The sequence below is a fragment of the Moorella glycerini genome, from assembly GCF_009735625.1.
GTDB classification, from domain to species: Bacteria; Bacillota; DSM-521; order Neomoorellales; family Neomoorellaceae; genus Neomoorella; species Neomoorella glycerini.
In genome coordinates this window covers 2,371,948-2,390,681 of sequence record NZ_CP046244.1, presented here as the reverse complement: position 1 = coordinate 2,390,681, position 18,734 = coordinate 2,371,948, and the positions used below count along the sequence as shown (strand labels likewise).

The 18,734-nt window shown below is 56.5% G+C and carries 18 protein-coding genes and 1 tRNA gene; all 19 read right to left on the bottom strand.

Going from position 1 to position 18,734, the window contains the following annotated elements:
* Positions 1 to 2: 2 nt before the first annotated feature.
* Positions 3 to 755, bottom strand: coding sequence for an FHA domain-containing protein (locus MGLY_RS11865; protein ID WP_156274103.1), 753 nt, complete (start codon positions 753 to 755; stop codon positions 3 to 5).
* A complete protein-coding gene (rlmN, locus tag MGLY_RS11860; RefSeq protein WP_156274101.1) occupies positions 755 to 1,822 on the bottom strand; it encodes a dual-specificity RNA methyltransferase RlmN in 1,068 nt (355 codons plus the stop codon). Before rlmN ends, MGLY_RS11865 begins: the two co-directional genes overlap by 1 nt.
* Before the next feature lie 121 nt (positions 1,823 to 1,943).
* On the bottom strand, positions 1,944 to 2,078 hold the full coding sequence (locus MGLY_RS11855) for a cyclic lactone autoinducer peptide (RefSeq protein ID WP_156274099.1): 135 nt from the start codon (positions 2,076 to 2,078) through the stop codon (positions 1,944 to 1,946).
* Positions 2,079 to 2,106: 28 nt separating this feature from the next.
* Positions 2,107 to 2,748, bottom strand: coding sequence for an accessory gene regulator ArgB-like protein (locus MGLY_RS11850; protein WP_156274097.1), 642 nt, complete (start codon positions 2,746 to 2,748; stop codon positions 2,107 to 2,109).
* A gap of 80 nt (positions 2,749 to 2,828) precedes the next feature.
* A complete protein-coding gene (locus tag MGLY_RS11845; protein WP_170291048.1) occupies positions 2,829 to 3,533 on the bottom strand; it encodes a sensor histidine kinase in 705 nt (234 codons plus the stop codon).
* 148 nt (positions 3,534 to 3,681) lie between these two features.
* Positions 3,682 to 4,188 (bottom strand): hypothetical protein, encoded by a 507-nt coding sequence (locus MGLY_RS11840; RefSeq protein WP_156274093.1) that lies wholly within the window; start codon positions 4,186 to 4,188, stop codon positions 3,682 to 3,684.
* A gap of 54 nt (positions 4,189 to 4,242) precedes the next feature.
* On the bottom strand, positions 4,243 to 5,622 hold the full coding sequence (rsmB, locus tag MGLY_RS11835) for a 16S rRNA (cytosine(967)-C(5))-methyltransferase RsmB (protein ID WP_156274091.1): 1,380 nt from the start codon (positions 5,620 to 5,622) through the stop codon (positions 4,243 to 4,245).
* Between the two features lie 206 nt (positions 5,623 to 5,828).
* Positions 5,829 to 6,635: a DUF116 domain-containing protein gene (locus tag MGLY_RS11830; RefSeq protein ID WP_156274089.1), complete on the bottom strand. Its 807-nt coding sequence runs from the start codon at positions 6,633 to 6,635 to the stop codon at positions 5,829 to 5,831.
* Positions 6,626 to 7,561 carry a methionyl-tRNA formyltransferase gene (gene fmt / locus MGLY_RS11825; protein ID WP_156274087.1) on the bottom strand — a complete coding sequence of 312 codons (936 nt, stop codon included), beginning with the start codon at positions 7,559 to 7,561 and terminating at the stop codon, positions 6,626 to 6,628. Before fmt ends, MGLY_RS11830 begins: the two co-directional genes overlap by 10 nt.
* A 21-nt stretch (positions 7,562 to 7,582) precedes the next feature.
* A complete protein-coding gene (gene def, locus MGLY_RS11820; RefSeq protein ID WP_156274085.1) occupies positions 7,583 to 8,041 on the bottom strand; it encodes a peptide deformylase in 459 nt (152 codons plus the stop codon).
* Between the two features lie 19 nt (positions 8,042 to 8,060).
* Positions 8,061 to 10,469 carry a replication restart helicase PriA gene (gene priA / locus MGLY_RS11815; RefSeq protein WP_156274083.1) on the bottom strand — a complete coding sequence of 803 codons (2,409 nt, stop codon included), beginning with the start codon at positions 10,467 to 10,469 and terminating at the stop codon, positions 8,061 to 8,063.
* 313 nt (positions 10,470 to 10,782) lie between these two features.
* Positions 10,783 to 12,159 carry an FAD-binding oxidoreductase gene (locus MGLY_RS11810; protein WP_156274081.1) on the bottom strand — a complete coding sequence of 459 codons (1,377 nt, stop codon included), beginning with the start codon at positions 12,157 to 12,159 and terminating at the stop codon, positions 10,783 to 10,785.
* A gap of 264 nt (positions 12,160 to 12,423) precedes the next feature.
* On the bottom strand, positions 12,424 to 12,744 hold the full coding sequence (locus MGLY_RS11805) for a hypothetical protein (protein WP_156274079.1): 321 nt from the start codon (positions 12,742 to 12,744) through the stop codon (positions 12,424 to 12,426).
* A gap of 226 nt (positions 12,745 to 12,970) precedes the next feature.
* Positions 12,971 to 14,785: an IS1634 family transposase gene (locus MGLY_RS11800; RefSeq protein WP_156272643.1), complete on the bottom strand. Its 1,815-nt coding sequence runs from the start codon at positions 14,783 to 14,785 to the stop codon at positions 12,971 to 12,973.
* A gap of 415 nt (positions 14,786 to 15,200) precedes the next feature.
* A tRNA-Thr gene (locus tag MGLY_RS11795) sits at positions 15,201 to 15,275 on the bottom strand.
* Between the two features lie 102 nt (positions 15,276 to 15,377).
* Positions 15,378 to 15,938, bottom strand: a complete 561-nt coding sequence (locus tag MGLY_RS11790; RefSeq protein WP_156274077.1) for a YdcF family protein — start codon at positions 15,936 to 15,938, stop codon at positions 15,378 to 15,380.
* A gap of 34 nt (positions 15,939 to 15,972) precedes the next feature.
* The gene (gene metK / locus MGLY_RS11785; RefSeq protein ID WP_156274075.1) at positions 15,973 to 17,160 is read right to left on the bottom strand and encodes a methionine adenosyltransferase; all 1,188 of its coding nucleotides are present in this window, start codon (positions 17,158 to 17,160) and stop codon (positions 15,973 to 15,975) included.
* Between the two features lie 4 nt (positions 17,161 to 17,164).
* Positions 17,165 to 18,415 (bottom strand): bifunctional phosphopantothenoylcysteine decarboxylase/phosphopantothenate--cysteine ligase CoaBC, encoded by a 1,251-nt coding sequence (coaBC, locus tag MGLY_RS11780; RefSeq protein ID WP_246187320.1) that lies wholly within the window; start codon positions 18,413 to 18,415, stop codon positions 17,165 to 17,167.
* Positions 18,394 to 18,597, bottom strand: a complete 204-nt coding sequence (rpoZ, locus tag MGLY_RS11775) for a DNA-directed RNA polymerase subunit omega (protein WP_156274073.1) — start codon at positions 18,595 to 18,597, stop codon at positions 18,394 to 18,396. The genes coaBC and rpoZ overlap by 22 nt, the downstream gene beginning before the upstream one ends.
* Between the last annotated feature and the right edge of the window lie 137 nt (positions 18,598 to 18,734).

Here is an 18,734-nt window from a genome sequence, read left to right as displayed (position 1 = left end):
GCCTAGCTTACCTGTAATTCTAACACAGTCCGGCCCACCTGCATACGGTCGCCGGGGTTCAAAAAGGCCCGTTCCACCCTTTTCCCGTTAACCAGGGTACCGTTGCGGCTGCCCAGGTCCGTCAGCAAGAGCCGATCATGGCTTTCTTCCAGCTGGCAGTGGCGCCGGGAAACCTGCTCGTCGGTAAGGATAAAGTCGCAGGCCGGATGGCGCCCCAGGACCTGCTTCCCGGGCCGCAAGAGGAAAGTACGCCCCGCATCCGGCCCGGCAATGACGGCTAGTTTGAAGGAGGGCCGGCCTGGCCGGTCAACCTCCTCCTCTTCGATGGCCTTGTAAATTAAAGTATCGCCTTCAACATGATTGGTTTCCGCATCTTCCTCCGGCCGCCCTTCTTCCATGCGGGCGTGGATACGCACCTCACCTGGGGCCAGTTCGTCTTCTACCTCCAGCTCTACCCGGGGTTCGCCGACCATGGTTAAATTTTGCTCGGCCGCCTTCTTCTTTAAGTAGCCGGCCAGTTCCCTGGCCAGGGCATGTTCAAAGGCCGCCAGGCGTTCAAAATCCTTTGGATTGAGATTAACCAGGTAAATATTGGGGACGTAAACACGGCTGACGCTTACCGTCCGCCGGGCCGCCATGGTTTTAGCCAGTTTTTTGGCAATCTCCACGGGTTGCAGGGAAACATCGGCCCCGCGGCGGAAAAGGCTATCAAAAAGGCGCTGCCAGAAACGCTCGTTTTTTTCCAGCCAATCCATTAAAGCACCTCCCTGCCGGCATTATAGCGGAGCTGGCCGCAGGCGGCGGCGATATCCTGCCCCCGGCTTTCCCTCACGGCAGCTGCCAGGCCGGCCTGTTGCAGCCAGGTAGCAAAAAGCCGTGCCTTTTCCCCGCTTACACCCTGGAAAGGGCTGCCGGCAACCGGATTTAAGGGGATCAGGTTGACAAAGGCCAGCGTTCCCCGGAGCAACTCGAGTAAACGGCGGGCGTCTTCCCGGCGGTCATTGACCCCGGCAATGAGGGCATATTCAAAGGTGACCCGCCGTCCCGTCACCTGGCTATAGTGGCGGCAGGCCGGGATCAACTCTTCCAGGGGATAACGCCGGTTAATGGGCATTAACCGCTCCCGCAGTTCATTGGTGGCCGCATGGAGGGAAACGGCCAGTTCCAGGGGCGGCTTCTCCCCGGCCAGCTGCCTAATCTGGGGTACCAGGCCACAGGTAGAAATGGTGATCCGCCGGTGACTTATGCCCCACCCGGCCGGGTGTTCGAATATCCGCACAGCCTTTAGGACGGCCCGGTAATTAAGCAGGGGCTCGCCCATGCCCATAAAGACGATATTGCGCAAGCGGGCCCCCGGGTCCCGCTGCTGCCCTTCTCTTACCAGGGCCAGGGCCTGGAGGACAATTTCCCCCGGCGTAAGGTTGCGCCGGAAACCACCCTGGCCGGTGGCGCAGAAGCTGCAACCCATGGCGCAGCCCACCTGGCTGGACAGGCAGGCCGTCTGCCGCCGGCGGCCATCTTCATAGGACATCAGGACACATTCAATCAGCTCACCGTCCGCCAGGCGCAGCAACAACTTCCGGGTCAGGCCGTCGGCCGCCACCCGGCAGTTTTCGACCTCTACCGGCGGTAGTACAGCCCGCCCGGCCAGCCGGGCCCGGAAAGCCCCAGGCAAGTCGGTCATCTCATCCAGGCTGGTAGCCCGGCGGCGGTGGAGCCAGTGAAAGAGCTGCCGGCCGCGGTAGGGCGCTTCACCCAGCCCGGTCGCCAGCTGCGCCAGTTCCTCAGGCAGCAGGCCCCGCAGGTCAATCCTGGTATTCATAACCATCCCCTGGCATTATTATGAATGAAGCCATACCATAATATACCACACGCCGCCGGGCCGGGGTCAAGATAAAAGAAAAAAAGGGGGGACTCCCCCTCAGCTATGTAATACCTCTAAGCTATTTCCTTAAACTGGCCGGGACTTCCGGCTGGTGCCACAACAAGACACTGGCCGGCGATACGCTACCACTGGCCACCAGGACGGCCAGGGCCACACCCAGGGTAACAACAGTGGCCGCCAGCTTCTTCAACATGCAACTTCACCCCCTTCCCTCCAGCTGCTTATCCCAGGGGCAGGAGACGTTTTAAGAGGCCGTCTGCCCGCCCCACGGCGACAAAACCCGCAGGTGTCAGGGCAAAACTCTGGAAAACCAGGGCCAGGAGACTGCTGGCCAGGGCGCTGCCGGGCCACCCCAGGTAATAACCCAGGCTAACGATTGCCAGCCATAGAACTAACCACCAATAACATGCTCTCTTTAACCTGGCCCGGCGCCCCGGGTTGATAATGGGCGCCGCCGCCGTGGCTGCCGGCGCCCAGAGCCGGGCTATAGCCAGGCCGGCGGCAAATACCGGGAGCACCGCCAGCGGCAGGCTCCCTCCCAGGGCGCCCGCCAGCCAGCGGCCCAGGTACGCCAGGAAGATTAAGGTTAACAGGGATAAAAGCAAGCAACGGTAATAGGCACTGCAGTGCACCCCGCCGGCCAGGAGGCGGTAGGTGGCCATGGTTATGAGGGCCGCCAGCACCTCCGGCAGCAAGCCCAGGTACCGGGCAGCGGCCATAAAGACAAGGAATTGCAGGCCGGTCCCCAGGGCCACCTCCAGGCCAAAGGCTACTACTTCTACCTCCGGTTTATTTTGACCCTCCGGCAACCTGGCCACCAGGTAAGCGGCGCTCCTGTGGGCTAAATGGTGGATGCTTAACAAGGCTTACCTGCTCCATAAGGGTTTGCTAATTCTACCATATTATTCTACATGATTCTCCAGATTCCTGCTGCTCTGGCAAATTATATCGATAAAACGGGAAATTTCACGGTAAAGACCGTGCCCTGGTCGCTGCTGCGGACCTCGATGCGGCCGTTATGGGCCGCCACCAGTTTCTGGACGATATACAGCCCCTGGCCGTGGTTCTCCTTATCGACCTTCTTCGTGGTAAAACCCCTTTCAAAGATCTTTTTCTGCAGCTCCAGGGGAATGACCGGCCCGGTATTGCCTACCTCAAAGCAGTAGCAGTTGTCGGCATTAAAAATGCGCAGCCAGATGCGCTTTTCCATGCCGGGCAGGGCAGCCAGGGTGGCTTCAATGGCGTTATCCAGGAGGTTGCCAAAGATGCTGGTAGCATCCATCTGAGGCAGCAGGAACCCCTTTAAATCGCTGTTTATTTCATACTGGAAGTTTATCCCCCGGGCTTCCGCCGCCGCGGCCTTGGCCTGGAAGAGGGCCGCCAGTACCGGCTGGTTGACTTCAATAATGCGGGTGGGGCGGCGCACCTCGTCACAGACCGAGGTTATGTACTCCAGGGCGGCATCGGCCATGTGCAGCTGCAGCAGCCCGTAGACGGTCTGCAGGTGGCTGATAAAGTCGTGGCGCTGGGCGCGTAGGTTCTTCAGGCTCTCCTTTAAATTTTCTATGTACAGCTCCTGGCGCAGGAGTTGCATATCCCGGCCGGCGGCAGAAAATAAAACATAAATTATACCAGTAGAAGTAAGCAAAAATAAAAATGAAAAAATTAAATAGGTTAGTGGAGTCTTTTCGGGGGAAAAAATAGGAAATGCCTGCCGAGCATAATGGCTTAAATTAAGGATAATAATTAACAAAGTTTGCAGCAGGACCAGGGTTATAATAATCCAGGTGAAATTTCTACTTTTCATCCTCTTTTTCCTTTCTGGCATTATTTGGTATCAACCGGCCCGCAGTAATTAAGGAGAAATGCCGATGCCTGCAGAAGTAAGCAACTAGGCCCAGGACTATTTCATCCGGTAGGGGAAAAAGGATCCTTAACACTGGATCACGAAGGGCTGCTTCAAAACTCAAGCCAGTTAAGAAGGAAATAAGAGGGAAAGATATGCTCTCAATAATACCTAAAGCCACAATACCCAGGAAAGCAGCTAAAAGCCCTTTAAATAAATTTACCCGTAATAACAGCCGCATTGCCAGGGCCAATGCAACAATTGAAGCTAAAGTATGAATTCCAAAATCCAGGGATAAACGCCGGAAATAAAAGGAAAATAATGCCCCGATTATCCCCACCACAACAATACCTTTCATCCTGGGATACTCGCCAACTAGCGCCAAACCTAAAGTAACTAAAATTATTTCCTCCGGTATAGACTGAAAGACCAGGGCCGTCCAGGGCATGATGTCCATAAAATTCCCCCCAGTTTACCGCCTATCTACCTAAACCAAATTCTGCATCGCAGGTCAAAATCCTCTATTTTCCTCCCTTTTTAAGCGCGCTATGAAAAAGCCGTCGGTACCGTGGCGCTGGGGTAGATACTGTACCCAGCCCTGCCGGGCCGGGACCTCCAGGTCGGCAGGCAGGACCGGCAGCCATGGTTCCAGGGAAACAAGGGAGAATTCCCGCGCCCGGTCCAGGAATTGCCGGATAACTTCCTGGTTTTCTTCCGGGGCCAGGGAGCAGGTGCTGTAGACTAAAACCCCGTCCGGCTTTAAAGCCCGCCTGGCTCCCAGGAGGATCTCCAGCTGCAGCCGGGCCAGTTCCCTGGTCCCGGCCAGTTCCTTGCGCCAGCGGGCATCGGGCCGCCGGCGTAATACCCCCAGCCCCGAACAGGGGGCATCAAGGAGCAAATAATCGGCAACCTCCGGGTATCGTTGCCCCAGTTCCCGGGCATCCGCCAGAACCGCCCGGACGCAAGTCACCCCCAGGCGCCGGCAGTTTTCTTGAATTAACTCCAGGCGGGAAGGATGGACATCGCAGGCCAGGATCGTGCCCCGGTCGGCCATGAGCTGGGCCAGGTGGGTCGTCTTGCCGCCGGGGGCGGCACTGGCATCGATAACTATGGACCCTGGTTCGGGTTTTAAGGCATGACCGACCAGCTGGGAACCTTCATCCTGGACATAGAACAACCCTTCCCGGAAGGAAGGGCTGGCCTTTACCGCCCCCAGGCCTTCAACTATAAGGCCCTCGGGGGCATAGCGGGCCGGCCTGATGGTGGCTCCCTCGTCCTGGAGGCGCGCGGCCAGGCCGGCTACTGTCGTCTTCAGGGTATTGGCGCGGATAACCATGGGGGCCGGTTCATTATCCGCGCGGCAGAGGGCCTCCGTCTCTGCGTAGCCAAACTGCGTCAACCATTTCTCTACCAGCCAGCGGGGGTGATAGTAACGCAAGGAGAGGTAGCCGGCAGGATCACTCCCGGGATCCGGGTAAGGTAAATCATCTTTCCGGCGTTCTAAATGGCGCAGGACGCCGTTTACCAGGCCCACGGTGCCCCGGTGCCCGTATTTTTTGGCCAGTTCCACTGTTTCATAGATGGCCGCCCGCGCCGGTATCCGGGGTAAATACAGCAACTGCGCCCCACCCAGGCGCAAAAGACAGCGGATCCAGGGCGGCAGTTTCGCCAGGGGGTGTTTTAAAAAGAGGCCCAGGGCCCAGTCCAGGGTTTGCCAGGCCTTGATGGCGCTGTAGGCCAGCTCCGTGGCCAGGGTGCGGTCGCGGCCCTCCAGGTTGGAGGCCTGCAAGACTTCATCCAGGGCCAGGCTGGCAAAGGCCCCTTCCTCCGTCACCCGGTAAATGACCTGCAGGGCCGCCTCCCGGGCCGAAGCAGCCGGCCTGAGTTTCACCCTGTTGTTACCTCCTCACGACAATAAGTTTCTACCTAAAATCGGCGATAGCTGGTTGATCTGTACTCTAGCTTCTTTAGGGCTGGGGGTACAGGCTTCAGGCTCCGGTGGTTCTCGGCTAGCAAACTTTACGCTCAGCCTTGCTCGGCGGCGGGGGTGGCTTTACCCAAACATACTTCCTTTTCATTGCGCGTTATAGGGAACTTCTAAACACTGCTGCTAACTTCCCAGCCTTCACTGCGTACCTGGGGCTGGCTGATTGTTTTGCCGTACAGGAAAAACTGGATAGCCTGCTCTACCTGGTTTAAATTAACCTGGGTATTGAGGCAGGGGCCATGGGGCCTTGAGTTTAAAACCCCCAGGACAGGCATAGGCTGGGTGTCCTGGATGCCGCTGGTTAAATCGCGCTCGCAGGCAATGGCCACCACGGCCCGGGGCCGGTACTGTTTGACAAAGTGCCGGGCCAGAGTACCTCCGGTAGCCACGGCCAGGCGGACACCGTATCTTTCGGCCAGGGCATGAAGGGAATCAATGGGGCAGCGGCCACAGCGGCGACAGTTATAGACGTCAACCGTGATTTTATGGGGGCAGCCGCTCCACTGCAGGCAGTGGGGAGCCAGGAGGAGGATCTTCCCGGGTTCTATCAGCAGGCCCCGGAGGCGGACTAACTGGTTATTCATCTCAATAAACGAGGCTTTAATGGTTTCTGCCTTAACCCCCAGGCGCCTGCCCAGGGCCAGGGCCACGGGAAAAAGAGTATTGACGGCTATTAAGCCCAGGCGCTGGAGGAAGGGCCGGCTGCGTTCCTGCCAGAGGATCAGTACCAGCCCGGCAATTCCCAGGGCAATAATGAGGAAGAGGACGGCCAGGGTAAAAAAACCCAGCACCAGGAGGAGACGATTGAGAAAACTGGTATGGTTAACCAGGAGATACCAGCTGCCTGCCAGCACGGCAGTTATAAACAAAAGGCTCAGGGCCAGAAGGCCAATGAAAAGGCGCTTTTTTATGCGCATCCCAGCACCTCCCCGCTGGCCAGGGGATAACCCCGCAGGTAGGCGTCCGCCGGCATGATCTTTTTCCCCTGGGGCTGGACCGTGGTAATGAGCAGCTTACCTCTTCCTGCCTGGACGACAAAGCCTTCACCCGTCACCGCCACCACCTGGCCCGGTATCCCGGTAGTTGCTTCATCTAAAATCCTGGCGCCATATACCTTCAGGCGTTCGCCGGCCCGCAGGGTGTAGGCCCCTGGCCAGGGGTTCAAACCGCGGATAAGGTTATAGATTTTTCCTGCCGGCTGCTCCCAGTTAATCTTCTCTTCATCCGGCTGCAGGGGGGGCGCGTAGGTGGCCAGGGTTTCATCCTGGGGCTGGCGGGGAGCCCGGCCGGTGGCCACCAGGTCCAGGGTATGTACCAGGAGTCCGGCACCCAGGACGGCCAGCCGGTCGTGGATTTCCCCGGTGGTGGCCTCCGGCCCAATGGGCAGCTTCTCCTGGAGAATGATGTCGCCGGCATCTAATTGCGGCACCATCCACATGGTGGTGACGCCGGTTTCTTTTTCACCATTCATTACCGCCCGGTGGATGGGGGCTGCCCCCCGGTAGCGGGGTAAGAGGGAGGCATGGAGATTGATACAGCCCTTCTCCGGCAGGTCCAAAATCTCCCGCGGGAGGATACGGCCAAAGGCAACGACCACAATGACTTCTGGCTGCCATTGTTGTAGCCCGGTTAAGAATTCCTCCTCTTGCATGGCCGCCGGCTGGCTCACCGGCAGTCCCGCTGCCAGCGCCGTCTCCTTAACCGGGGGCGGCTGGAGTTTTTTACCTCGTCCCCGGGGCCGGTCGGGCTGGGTAACCACCCTGGCTATTTCATGGCCGGCAGCAAGCAGGGCCTTCAGGGCGGGTACGGCAAAATCCGGCGTCCCCATAAATACCAGGCGCATGTCTACCGCTCCTTTTCGGAATTAAGGTTTATCCTCCAGCCAGCGGATTACTTTATCGATAAAGAGCACCCCGTCCAGGTGGTCAATCTCGTGTTGCAGGGCGCGGGCCAAAAGGCCTTCCGCTTTGATTGCCCTCTCCCGGCCGTGACGGTCAAGACCCCGCACGGTTACGACTGCGGCCCGGGGTACTTCCCCCTGGGCCCCGGGGACGCTGAGACACCCTTCCGGCCCTACATCCCTCCCCCTGGCCGCTATTATTTCCGGATTAATCAGTTCTATCAGCCCTTCCCCCACGTCAACGACAATGACCCGCTTTAAGACCCCGATCTGGGGGGCGGCCAGGCCCACCCCGGGAGCTTCGTACATGGTATCGGCCAGGTTATCCAGGAGCTTCCAGATATTGGGGGTAATCTTTTTTACCGGCTGCGACTTTTCCCGTAAGATGGGGTCAGGGTGGATTAAAATCTGGTGAATTGCCAACCTCTTTGCCTCCTGCTTGCTACCAGGGATTAATGGGCCCTACATCTACTATCATACGGACATCATGGCGGTTGCGGTAAGCTGCCAGGCTTGCAGCCAGGTGGCCCTTATACCTCGACCAGGCAGGCACCTTGAGAAGCAACTGCCAGCGGTAATTATCCTTGAGCCGGGACGGGTACCCCGGCGCCGGGCCCAGGACCTGGATCTTGCTGCTTTTACTGTTGATTAGCCCGGCCACCTCATGGGCGGCTTCAATTACCCTGGCCTCATCCGGGCCGGTAAAACCCAGCCGCACCAGTTTTATAAAGGGAGGATAGCTCAAATTACGCCGCATAGCTATCTCCTGCTCGTAAAACTTATGGTAATCCTGGGTCGCGGCCAGGGTAATAGCCGGGTCCTGGGGGTTATAAGTTTGAATAATAACTTCCCCTTCACCGGTCCGGCGGCCGGCCCGGCCGGCTACCTGGGTTAACAGCTGGAAGGTACGTTCCCGGGCGCGAAAGTCCGGCTGGTACAGGGATAAATCGGCGTTAACCACACCCACCAGGGCAACACCAGGAAAATCCATACCTTTGGTAATGGCCTGCGTACCGATAAGGATATCAGCTTGTCCGGCAGCAAAGGTACGGTAGATCTTTTCCCACTGGCCCTTCCTGGCTGTAGTATCCCCATCGGCCCGTAAAATTCTGGCCCCAGGCCATAATGCCCGCACTTCTTCTTCCACCCGCTGGGTGCCGGAACCCAGGCGTACCACGGTGCCCCCGCACACCGGGCAATTGGCTCCTGCCTTTTGCACGTAGCCGCAGTAATGGCAGCGCAAGGTACCATCCTGGTGATAGGTCAGGGCTACAGCACAGTGCCGGCATAAAGGAACGTGGCCGCAGCGGCGGCAAAGAACATGGGGGGCATAGCCCCGCCTGTTTAAAAAGAGGATGGCCTGCTGTCCCGCGGCCAGGGCGGCAGTTATCCCCTGCTCCAGCCGCCGGCTTAAAATACCGTGGTGACCGGCCCGGAATTCGGCCCGCAAATCGACTATCTCCACCCGGGGCAGGCTCACATTCCCCGCCCGCCGGGGTAGCTGTAATAACTGTATTTTCCCTCGCCGGGCCAGGTAAAAAATCTCAGTACTGGGTGTGGCACTCCCCAGAATCACCACCGCTCCTTCCAGCTGCCCCCGCTTGATGGCAACCTCCCGGGCGTCATAGCGGGGTGCGGTATCCTGCTTGTAGCTGCCGGCGTGTTCTTCATCAACGACGATGAGCCCCAGCCGCGGGAAAGGGGCAAAAAGGGCCGACCGGCTGCCGGTGATAACCTGGATTTCCCCCCGGCGGGCCTGCTCCCAGACGGTTGCCCTTTCGCCGGCAGGTAAATCCCCGTGGATAACGGCCACCCGGTCCCCCAGCCTTTGTCTTAACCGGGCTACCATTTGCGGGATTAGGGCATGCTCCGGAACCAGGAACAAGACCTGGTAACCCCTTGCCAGGGCCTCGCCGGCGCAGCGCAAGTACACCTCGGTTTTGCCGCTGCCGGTAACACCGTGGAGTAAAAAGGCCCCTCCCCGTCCCAGGGCGGCGTTGATAATTGCCACTGCTTCTTCCTGGGCTGCATTAAGTTTGATTTCAGGATATATTTCTTTATTATCCCCGGGAGGTAGCGGGGTAATCCTAATTAAGCCCTGTTCTTCCAGGCGCTTCAGGGCGGCATATCCCCCGCCGGCAGCAAAGCTGGTCACCGGCCGGGGTCCGCCGTCCCGGAGGTCCTTCAGGATGGCCGCCTGGCGCGGCGCTTTTTTTACCAGGGCTTCTATTGCCGCTGCCACCCCTTCCCCGGGTACTACCCAGCGGGGCTGCCTCTCCCGGGGCGCCTCCCGCCAGGACCACTCTTCCCGGACCAGGCCGTGGGATTTTAAAGAGGCTAAAGCCCCGCTAAGTTCCCGGCGGCGGCCTAACTGCTGTAGCTGGCCTTCCCCGGCCACCCGGCGGCCGGCCAGGTAGGCGGCCAGAGCCCCGGCCGGCGGGGGCAGGCAGTTAGCCAGGTTTAAAGCCGCTTCCGTTTCGCCTCCTGCGCCCGGTAGCCAGCACCAACGGCGTTCCAGGCGCCTGCCTGTTGCCGGCGGCAGGAGGGTATTCAGGGCTACCGCCAGGGGACATAAATAACGTTCCGCCAGGTAGCGACCAAGTTCTACCATCCCTGGCGGCAGGAAATCCCTTTCCAGGACAGCCTTGATGGCCTTCAGCCCGGCCCGGTCCGCTTTATCAGGTCGGGCAACTACCACTCCCGTGGCCAGCCGCTTCCCCACCGTTACCAGGACCAGGGAGCCTTCTTTTACCTGGGAAGCCAGCTCCCGGGGTACCTGGTAGGTTAAGGTGAGGAGGGGAGCGCAACCAGGGGCCGAGTTGACGGCCACTTCTACCAGCAAATTCGCCAACTCGACCCCCTCCTGGTTAACTGATCCACCAGCAACATTATAGCAGATTTGCCCCCGGTAGTGAATGCAAGATTTAGAGCCGGGCGTTCCCGCATGCAAACCTCCCTGGAGTTGCCGGAGTTAAACATGATTTAACTGACCGCTCCGGACTCTCTCCACTCTCCCTCCGCTTTCACTCCGTTTTTTAAACTATTGTCTCATAAAGTAAAATTTAACCCCCGGGAAACCTCCCTTTTCTTTGGCCTGCGGAAAAGTACCGCCGGCGAGACTTACAGTATCCAGGGGGAGCCGGACCAGGCCAGAGCTGGACCTGTCACCCGGAGAAAATCTTGTGGGGGTTCAGGATGTTCTTCGGGTCCAGGGACCTCTTAATATCCCGCATGGCCTGGTAACCTGCCTCTCCCAGTTCTGCCATCAGAAAAGGTGCCTTGAGGAGGCCGATGCCGTGTTCTCCTGAAAGGGTCCCCCCCAGTTCTAGAGCGGCCTGGAAGATTTCGGCGATGGCCTTTTCCACCCGCTGCATTTCTCCGGCATCCCTGCAATCACAGGCAATGTTGGGGTGAAGGTTGCCGTCACCGGCATGGCCAAAGATGACCAGGTCAATCTGGTATTTCTCCCGTATTTGCCCCAGCCTCCGGATCATGGCCGGCACCTGGCTGCGGGGAACGGTGGCATCCTCGGCAATTTTGGTGGGTTTAATCCGGGTTATGGCCGGGGAGACGGCCCGTCGTGCCCGCCATAATTCTCCTGCTTCCCGGGCATCGGCGGCCAGCCTAATTTCGGCACTTCCCACTTCCTTCAGCACCTTTACTACCCTTTCGGCTTCCCTTTGAGCCTGCTCCCTGTCGCCATCTGTTTCGATAAGGAGCACGGCCGCTGCTTCCCGGGGTAAACCGCAGGGGCTGAACTGTTCCACGATGGCAATGGAGACACTGTCCATAATCTCCAGGGTCCTGGGTATGATCCCGGCGCTGAGGATGGCATTGACTGCTTCACCTGTCTGCACCAGGTCCTTAAAGGCTGCCAGGATGGTTTTTACGGCCTGGGGCTTGGGAATAAGGCGCAGGGTAATTTTGGTAATGACCCCCAGGGTTCCTTCAGAGCCGGTAAACAGCCGGCAAAGGTCATAGCCGGTGACGTTTTTGACCGTCCGGCCCCCCGGGTGGACTACCCGGCCGTCGGCCAGCACCACTTCCAGGCCCAGGATATAATCCCTGGTGACACCATACTTGAGGGCGCGGGGCCCCCCGGCGCACTCGGCAACGTTGCCACCAAGAGTGCAGAACTCCGCACTGCCGGGGTCCGGGGGATAGAAAAGCCCCCTTTCTTCTACCGCCCGGTGCAGTTCAGCGGTAATTACCCCCGGACCGGCTACGGCCAGCATGTCCTCGGGGTTAATCTCATAAATGGTGTTCATGGCCGTCATTACCAGGGCTATACCCCCGCCCCGGGGTACCGATCCGCCGCTCAAGCCCGTGCCAGCGCCGCGGGGGTGGACCGGTATGCCCTCCCGGCAAGCCAATTCCAGGACCCTGGCCACCTGTTCGGTACTGGCCGGCTTAACTACCACATCCGGCTTGTAGGCCACAAAAGTACCGTCATAAGAATAGCAAAGGAGATCTTCGGGTGACGCCAGCACCCGGTCCTTCCCGACAATCCTTGCCAGCTCTTGCTGTAGGGAAGCTTGCAATAACCCTCGCCTCTTGAAGCCACTTTCCTTCTTGTTTAAGGTTAGTTCGGCACCGGTTCACCTTTTTCCTGCTCCCACACCACACCTTGACCGGCGCATTACGAGTACTCAACTCTCATGCCAGCCTTCTTTCTCATATGACACCTTTTGCCGCCCGAGATGATGAATTTAGGCGACAATTTAGGCGGTAATTTTATGCTCACCCCCAAAAATAAAACCCCGGCCTGCCCTGGACCGGGGACAAATTGTATTTCAAGAAATAATCTAGTCTGATGTCTTTTCGTTGCAATTCTCTGGTATTTCTACACTACATACCTGACTTAAAGGTATAATAATAACCTCTACAAATTCATTGTCTACTACATCGCCACCGGAAAAGGTAATAACTTCAATTTCATAATCTTCAGCTGCAGTTAGCTCGATAAAATCTCTACCTATTAGCGTTAACTCTCCACCTTTGGCTTTTTTACAGCATTCGCCACAAAAAAACTCAACATTAACTACCCTGTCTTGAAATCTGGAAGCTAACCTTCTGATAAAGTTTTCTAAGGTAATTCGCTGTACTTTGCTGTTGTTGTCATTCATGGTAAAAAATCCCCCTTCAGTGATTTGATGGTATATCCTATTCGCCTTTCTGCCGAATTGTTACTTAGTTACTAATCGAAGGTAGTTAAATTTATTAACCTAACCTTAATAGGTGTACTGGCTAATTCCTTCGATAATTACAACCCAACTTTGACACCGCCCCTTAAAAATCAAGGGGTCCATAGGGACAATTGTCACTACAACCCCTTTCTGGGGCTCTTAGTGGCTACCTGAAGGTTAAAATTTTAGGTGGAAGTGGAAGGCCCAAAATTTTTAACAATTCACTCTGGCTTTGTCCGGGCTGGGTGATACTATAAATCCGCTTATCAAGAAACTGCTGGTCAACAGCCTTTATCTCTTCTAATAATTCCAGGATACGGCGGCCGCTTTTATGGGCAACCTTCCAGCGGCGTAACTCTCTTTCTTGACTTTCAGGATCAGGGATTTGTTTCGCCTTAAAAATCTCATCTTCAATATATCGGCGATGTATCACCTCCAGCCATTTTTCAAAGAGATAAGCCAGCACACATATAAAGATGTGTCCCTTAACCCGACTTTCGTTGTAGTGGTAGATAGGCCTCAAGCGAATGAAGTCCTTGATATGGCGAAAGGCGGTTTCTACCTGGAGCAGGTTTTTATAGGCGGCAATTACCTCCTCAGCTGGCAGGTCAGCATTAGTCTGGATTAAAAATTTGCCGTCCCGCAAAGCCTCTTTAGCCAGAGCCGGCTCATTAATTTCAAAGTTGAAAGACTTGCCGTCATAAGTAATATCAAAAATTGGAGCAAGGCCCTTCTTGTTAAGGATAGCAGCTGCTTTAAGCATGACTCCTTTTGTGGTAGGCTTGCGCCCCCGCCGCGGGGTTTCCCGGGCCAGCCTGTCTTTCAGCTCTTGCAATTTTATCCTGGCTTCTTCTATCGCTTTGACCCGAAATTCATAATCCTCTTGGGCTTTGAGAGGATTGTGGCAAAGGATATAGCGAACCGGAGGCTCGAAGTTTTCCTTTTCTTCCTCTTCTCCCTCTACCAAGTTTTCTTTAGGGGGAGCCTGTACCTGCTCTGGTGGTACTTCCACATAAAAGAGGGGGTTATCGCCGTCTATTAGCTGGTATTCTTCGAGGTTTTGGTACCTGGCCAGTAGTTCATCGCTCACTTCCCGGCCGCGTTTATGAAAGCCCAGGATATAACGGAAGTTAGCCTCCTTGAGTTCTTCTAAATTATGACTGGTCAGCATACCCCGGTCGCCCACGAAAATACAGCTCTTGATGGCAAACTTTTGCTTAAGTTGTTCGATGGCGCCAGCCACGGTTACTTTATCAGGTATATTACCTTCAAATACCTGGTGGGCAATAGGCATGCCTTCCGGAGTCACCAGGAGGCCAATATTAATTTGCCGGCAGTCCGGCCGGTGGTCGCGGGAATAACCGAACCTGGCCAGGGGGCAATGGGTACCTTCAAAGTAGCTGCTGGTCAAGTCGTAAAACACCAGGTTAAGCTGATAACTCAAGAGATCCGTAAGCCGGTTGTACAAGTGGCGTTCCAGATAATCCTTCATTTCTTCCAGGACGTCAAGAGTACGGTAAAAATGATGCAACTCAGGCTGTTTCTCTTCCAGTTCCGGCAGGTAAATTTGCCTTAACCATTGGGATACTCCAAGCTTGCTTTTAGGAGCGATGAGGCGGTTTAAAATCATAATCTTGGTGCATAAGGCCACATCCATCTCTACTTGACGATTTTGGAGATAGTTTTTAAAGAAGGCGTCCAGGTCCAGTCGCTCCCAGAAAAAATTCACCACATAGGGGATACCATAATGCTTGGTGCCGAAGGTCTGGAGGTCCTTAACAGTGCCCAGCTCATCTTCCTTAAGGAATTCCCGCAGTTTATTAATAAGCCGCTGTATCTCTTCCTGGGAATACTGGTCGATGTTGCCTAAATGCCCAACCTGGCGCTGTTTTACCTTGCCTTTTTCCCGGTAGGATTCTACCAGGACCAGATAATGGTAGGTATGGCCGCCGCGCCTGGTAGTGATAATACGGGGGAACAAAGGGGCATCACCTCGGTTATCGTCATTACTATTATACCAAGAGATGCCCGGCGTGAAAATACTCTAAGGCAGATTTGTTTTCACTACGTTTTGCCGACTTCGGTAGAGAAAGATCGTTGATATTACTAGTCTTGGTGGTCTTTAAGCCCTTGAAATAGAAGTTTTAGTGTCAAAGTTGGGTTACAAGATTAAATATACAAAAAAGCCCCCGGACCTACAGGCTTAAATCCTCAGGCCCAGGGGCATCTCTCATTCCTTCCAGTGCCGGTACCTACATTCTCTACAGTATCATCTGTTACTTGGTCTCGCCATAAAGGTCTGGATAGGTTCTTAACCATAATTTTGTAATGGCGGCAACTGGGCGGCAACTAACTAAAACGGCCTCCGGTAAATACTCCGGAGGCCTTGGTATTCCTGGAGCTGATGGAGGGATTCGAACCCTCGACCTGCGCATTACGAGTGCGCTGCTCTACCCCTGAGCCACATCAGCACTTATCACAAGGGATATTATAACACCACCCGGCCGGGGAATCAACACCACATCCTTCGCCGCCACATTACCCGGCTGGATACCAGGACAGCCGGTTCTATATCAAACAACGGTTCTGACCAGGTTCGCGATTACCTCCCGTAATACCAGCGGGGGTCTAAACATAGCCGTTTTGTGGACCCCGGCGCCTGAAGCTTCTATGCCCAACCGCTGCGCCTCGGTGGTTGCCCGCAGCAGGTGATAATCATGGGTGACAATAATAGCTCTCTTCCACCCGTACCTGAGCATAATTTTTTGGGCCTCGACCAGGTTGTCTCTGGTACTGTGCGAGTTGATTTCCTCGTGAACAACACCAGCAGGTATACCGCGAGCGATCAGGGTTAAGCGGGCAACTGTACCTTCGGGGGTTGGATTCCAGGCGCCGGTACCGCCGGTCGTTATTATCGCCGGCGCATATCCCTCGTGATAGAGATCCTCGGCCAGGGAGATGCGTTCCAGCAAAGCCGGGCTGGGACCATTCTTCCAAACGGCGGCGCCCAGCACGATGATGACATCAGCACGCTGCGGCTCCAGGTTTCGCCCGTACCACTCGATATAACCATACATGAAACCGGTAGTTATAACGATGGCTAGAACCGTGGCGATGATTACTTTTTTAAGCATTACCTGGCCAGACCTCTATGAAAACGAATTGTGACTAAAGCCCAGCATCCGCCCGCAGGGCTTCTACTTTATCCAGCCGTTCCCAGGGCAGGTCCAGATCCGACCGGCCGAAGTGGCCGTAGACTGATACCGGTTTGTAGATGGGGCGGCGTAAATCCAGGTCGCGGATAATGGCCCCCGGCCTCAGGTCAAAGTGGGCCTGGATCAATTCTACCAGCCGCTCGTCGCTGATTCTGCCGGTCCCGTAGGTTTCCACGCTGATGGATACCGGCCGGGCCACACCGATGGCATAGGCCACCTGCACCTCGCAGCGGTCGGCCAGGCCGGCTGCCACCACGTTTTTGGCCACATAGCGGGCCGCATAGGCAGCCGAGCGGTCCACCTTGGTGGGGTCCTTGCCGGAGAGGGCACCGCCGCCGTGGCGGGCCATACCACCGTAGGTATCGACAATAATCTTGCGGCCGGTGAGGCCGGTATCGCCCTGGGGGCCGCCAATGACAAAGCGCCCGGTGGGATTAATAAAATATCTCGTCCGGTTATCCAGCATCTCTGCCGGAATTACCGGTTTGATGACGGTTTCCAGGATGTCGTCCCTTAAGGCGGTCATCTCGATATCGGGCCGGTGCTGGGTGGAAATAACAACCGTATCCACCCTTACAGGCCGGCCGTCTTCATATTCCACCGTCACCTGGGACTTACCGTCCGGCCGTAAATAGGGCAGGATCCTTTCTTTGCGCACCTCAGCCAACCGGCGCGTGAGATTATGGGCCAGGGCAATAGGCATGGGCATATACTCCGGCGTCTCCCGGGTAGCATAGCCAAACATCATTCCCTGGTCGCCGGCGCCCAGAGTCTCTAATTCATCCCTGGCCACCCCCTGCTTTTTCTCCCAGGCTTCATTGACGCCCATAGCAATATCCGGCGACTGCTCATCAATGGATGTGACCACAGCACAGGTATCGCAGTCAAAGCCAAATTTGGCTCTGGTGTAGCCAATCTCGCGAATGGTTTCCCGGGCCACGCGCGGTATATCCACATAGCAATCGGTGGTTATCTGCCCGGCCACCAGGACCAGCCCGGTACTGACCAGGCACTCGCAGGCCACCCTGGCCAGGGGGTCCTTTTCATAAATGGCATCCAGGACGGCGTCGGCAATGCGGTCGGCCATTTTATCAGGATGCCCTTCAGTTACCGATTCGGATGTAAATAACTTGCGTGCCATTTCTTTATTCCTCCCTTTCCGGCCCTGTTCTCCTCCCCGGAAAGCGCGACAGAGTTGTGACGGCATCCAGGATGCGGTGGGCCACTTCTAGCTTTGGTAACTGCGGTAATTCTTCCTTGCGGCCGCCGGGAAAAAGAAAAGTGACAATATTTGTTTCGCTGCCAAAACCTGCTCCGGGCCTGGTAACATCGTTGGCAACGATTAAATCTAACTGCTTGTCCCGGAGCTTTTGCCCGGCGTTTGCCAGCAAGTCTTCCGTTTCGGCAGCAAAGCCGACTAATATTTGCCTTTCTTTCATCCTGCTTAAGCAAGCCAGGATATCCACAGTGGGTTCGAGGTGAATAATTAATTCCCCTTGCTGTCCCTTTTTGATTTTCTGCGCGGCCCTGGCTACAGGCCGGAAATCGGCTACCGCGGCGGCCTTGAGGACTATATCTGCCCCTGTAAAGCGCTCCTCCAGGGCGGCCAGCATTTCGGCTGCCGTCTGGACCCGCACCACTTCTACCTCAGGTGGCGGCGGTAGCGGGCTGGCAGTAATCAGCGTCACCCGGGCGCCCCGCTCCCAGGCCGCCCGGGCCAGGGCATAACCCATTTTACCAGAGCTGTAATTACCTATGTACCTGACCGGGTCCAGGGGTTCCCTGGTGCCCCCGGCAGTCACCAGCACCACCAGATCCCTGTAATCCTGGGGTGCCAGGGCCCGCCGGCAGGCAGCAACAATACGCTCCAAACTGGCCAGCCGGCCTTTGCCCGTAGTACCGCAGGCCAGGAAGCCTTCCTCCGGTTCAATAATGCCCCAGCCGTGCCGTTTTAATGTCGCCAGGTTTTCCTGGACGGCGGCTTTGGCATACATATTGACATTCATGGCCGGAGCCACCAGGGTGGGACAGTTTACCGCCAGGGCCGTGGTACTCAGGAGGTCGTCGGCCAGGCCGGTGGCCAGCTTGGCCAGGATATTGGCCGTCGCCGGGGCGACGAGGAAAAGATCCGCCTTGTTAGCCAGGTCAATATGGGTCAAGGGTCCCCCGCTCCCGGCCCCGAAAATTGCCGTCAGGGCCGGTTGCCCCGCCAGGGTGCTGAAGGTCAGGGGGGTAATAAATTCCGTTGCCCCTGCCGTCATGATCACCCGGACGGTAGCTCCTTCCTGGACCAAAAGCCGGCAGAGCTCGGCCGCCTTGTAGGCGGCAATGCCGCCGCAGACCCCTAAAATGACGGTTTTTCCCTCTAAGACCTTCACGCTTTCTTCTTGCCCCACTCGTATCTTATCTTGCCTTCCGCGATCTCCATGAGGGCTACTGTTACTGGCTTGGTCCCCTTAGGGTACAGGTTGGCAAACTGCCCTTCCGTCAGCGTCCGCGCCCTCTTGGCGGCCAGGACCGCCAGGGCGTATTTGCTGCCAACTCGCTTTTCCAGTTGATCCAGGGATGGCTGTTTCAATATTTCTTCCTCCCGAAAAGATAAAAACACCCGCAGGAAAACGCTTTGATGCGTTTTTCCCTGGGTATCAAGGACAAGGATATAATCGCGCTGCCATTTATCGTGGCCACCCGCGTCCTGGTATTGTTTAGCTGTTA

Excerpts from the sequence above, each read along its gene's own strand:
- MGLY_RS11865 (WP_156274103.1), bottom strand. The coding sequence starts at position 755 with ATGGATTGGCTGGAAAAAAACGAGCGTTTCTGGCAGCGCCTTTTTGAT.
- rlmN (WP_156274101.1), bottom strand. The coding sequence starts at position 1,822 with ATGAATACCAGGATTGACCTGCGGGGCCTGCTGCCTGAGGAACTGGCG.
- MGLY_RS11855 (WP_156274099.1), bottom strand. The coding sequence starts at position 2,078 with ATGTTGAAGAAGCTGGCGGCCACTGTTGTTACCCTGGGTGTGGCCCTG.
- MGLY_RS11840 (WP_156274093.1), bottom strand. The coding sequence starts at position 4,188 with ATGGACATCATGCCCTGGACGGCCCTGGTCTTTCAGTCTATACCGGAG.
- MGLY_RS11830 (WP_156274089.1), bottom strand. The coding sequence starts at position 6,635 with ATGCGCATAAAAAAGCGCCTTTTCATTGGCCTTCTGGCCCTGAGCCTT.
- fmt (WP_156274087.1), bottom strand. The coding sequence starts at position 7,561 with ATGCGCCTGGTATTTATGGGGACGCCGGATTTTGCCGTACCCGCCCTG.
- MGLY_RS11805 (WP_156274079.1), bottom strand. The coding sequence starts at position 12,744 with ATGAATGACAACAACAGCAAAGTACAGCGAATTACCTTAGAAAACTTT.
- MGLY_RS11790 (WP_156274077.1), bottom strand. The coding sequence starts at position 15,938 with ATGCTTAAAAAAGTAATCATCGCCACGGTTCTAGCCATCGTTATAACT.
- metK (WP_156274075.1), bottom strand. The coding sequence starts at position 17,160 with ATGGCACGCAAGTTATTTACATCCGAATCGGTAACTGAAGGGCATCCT.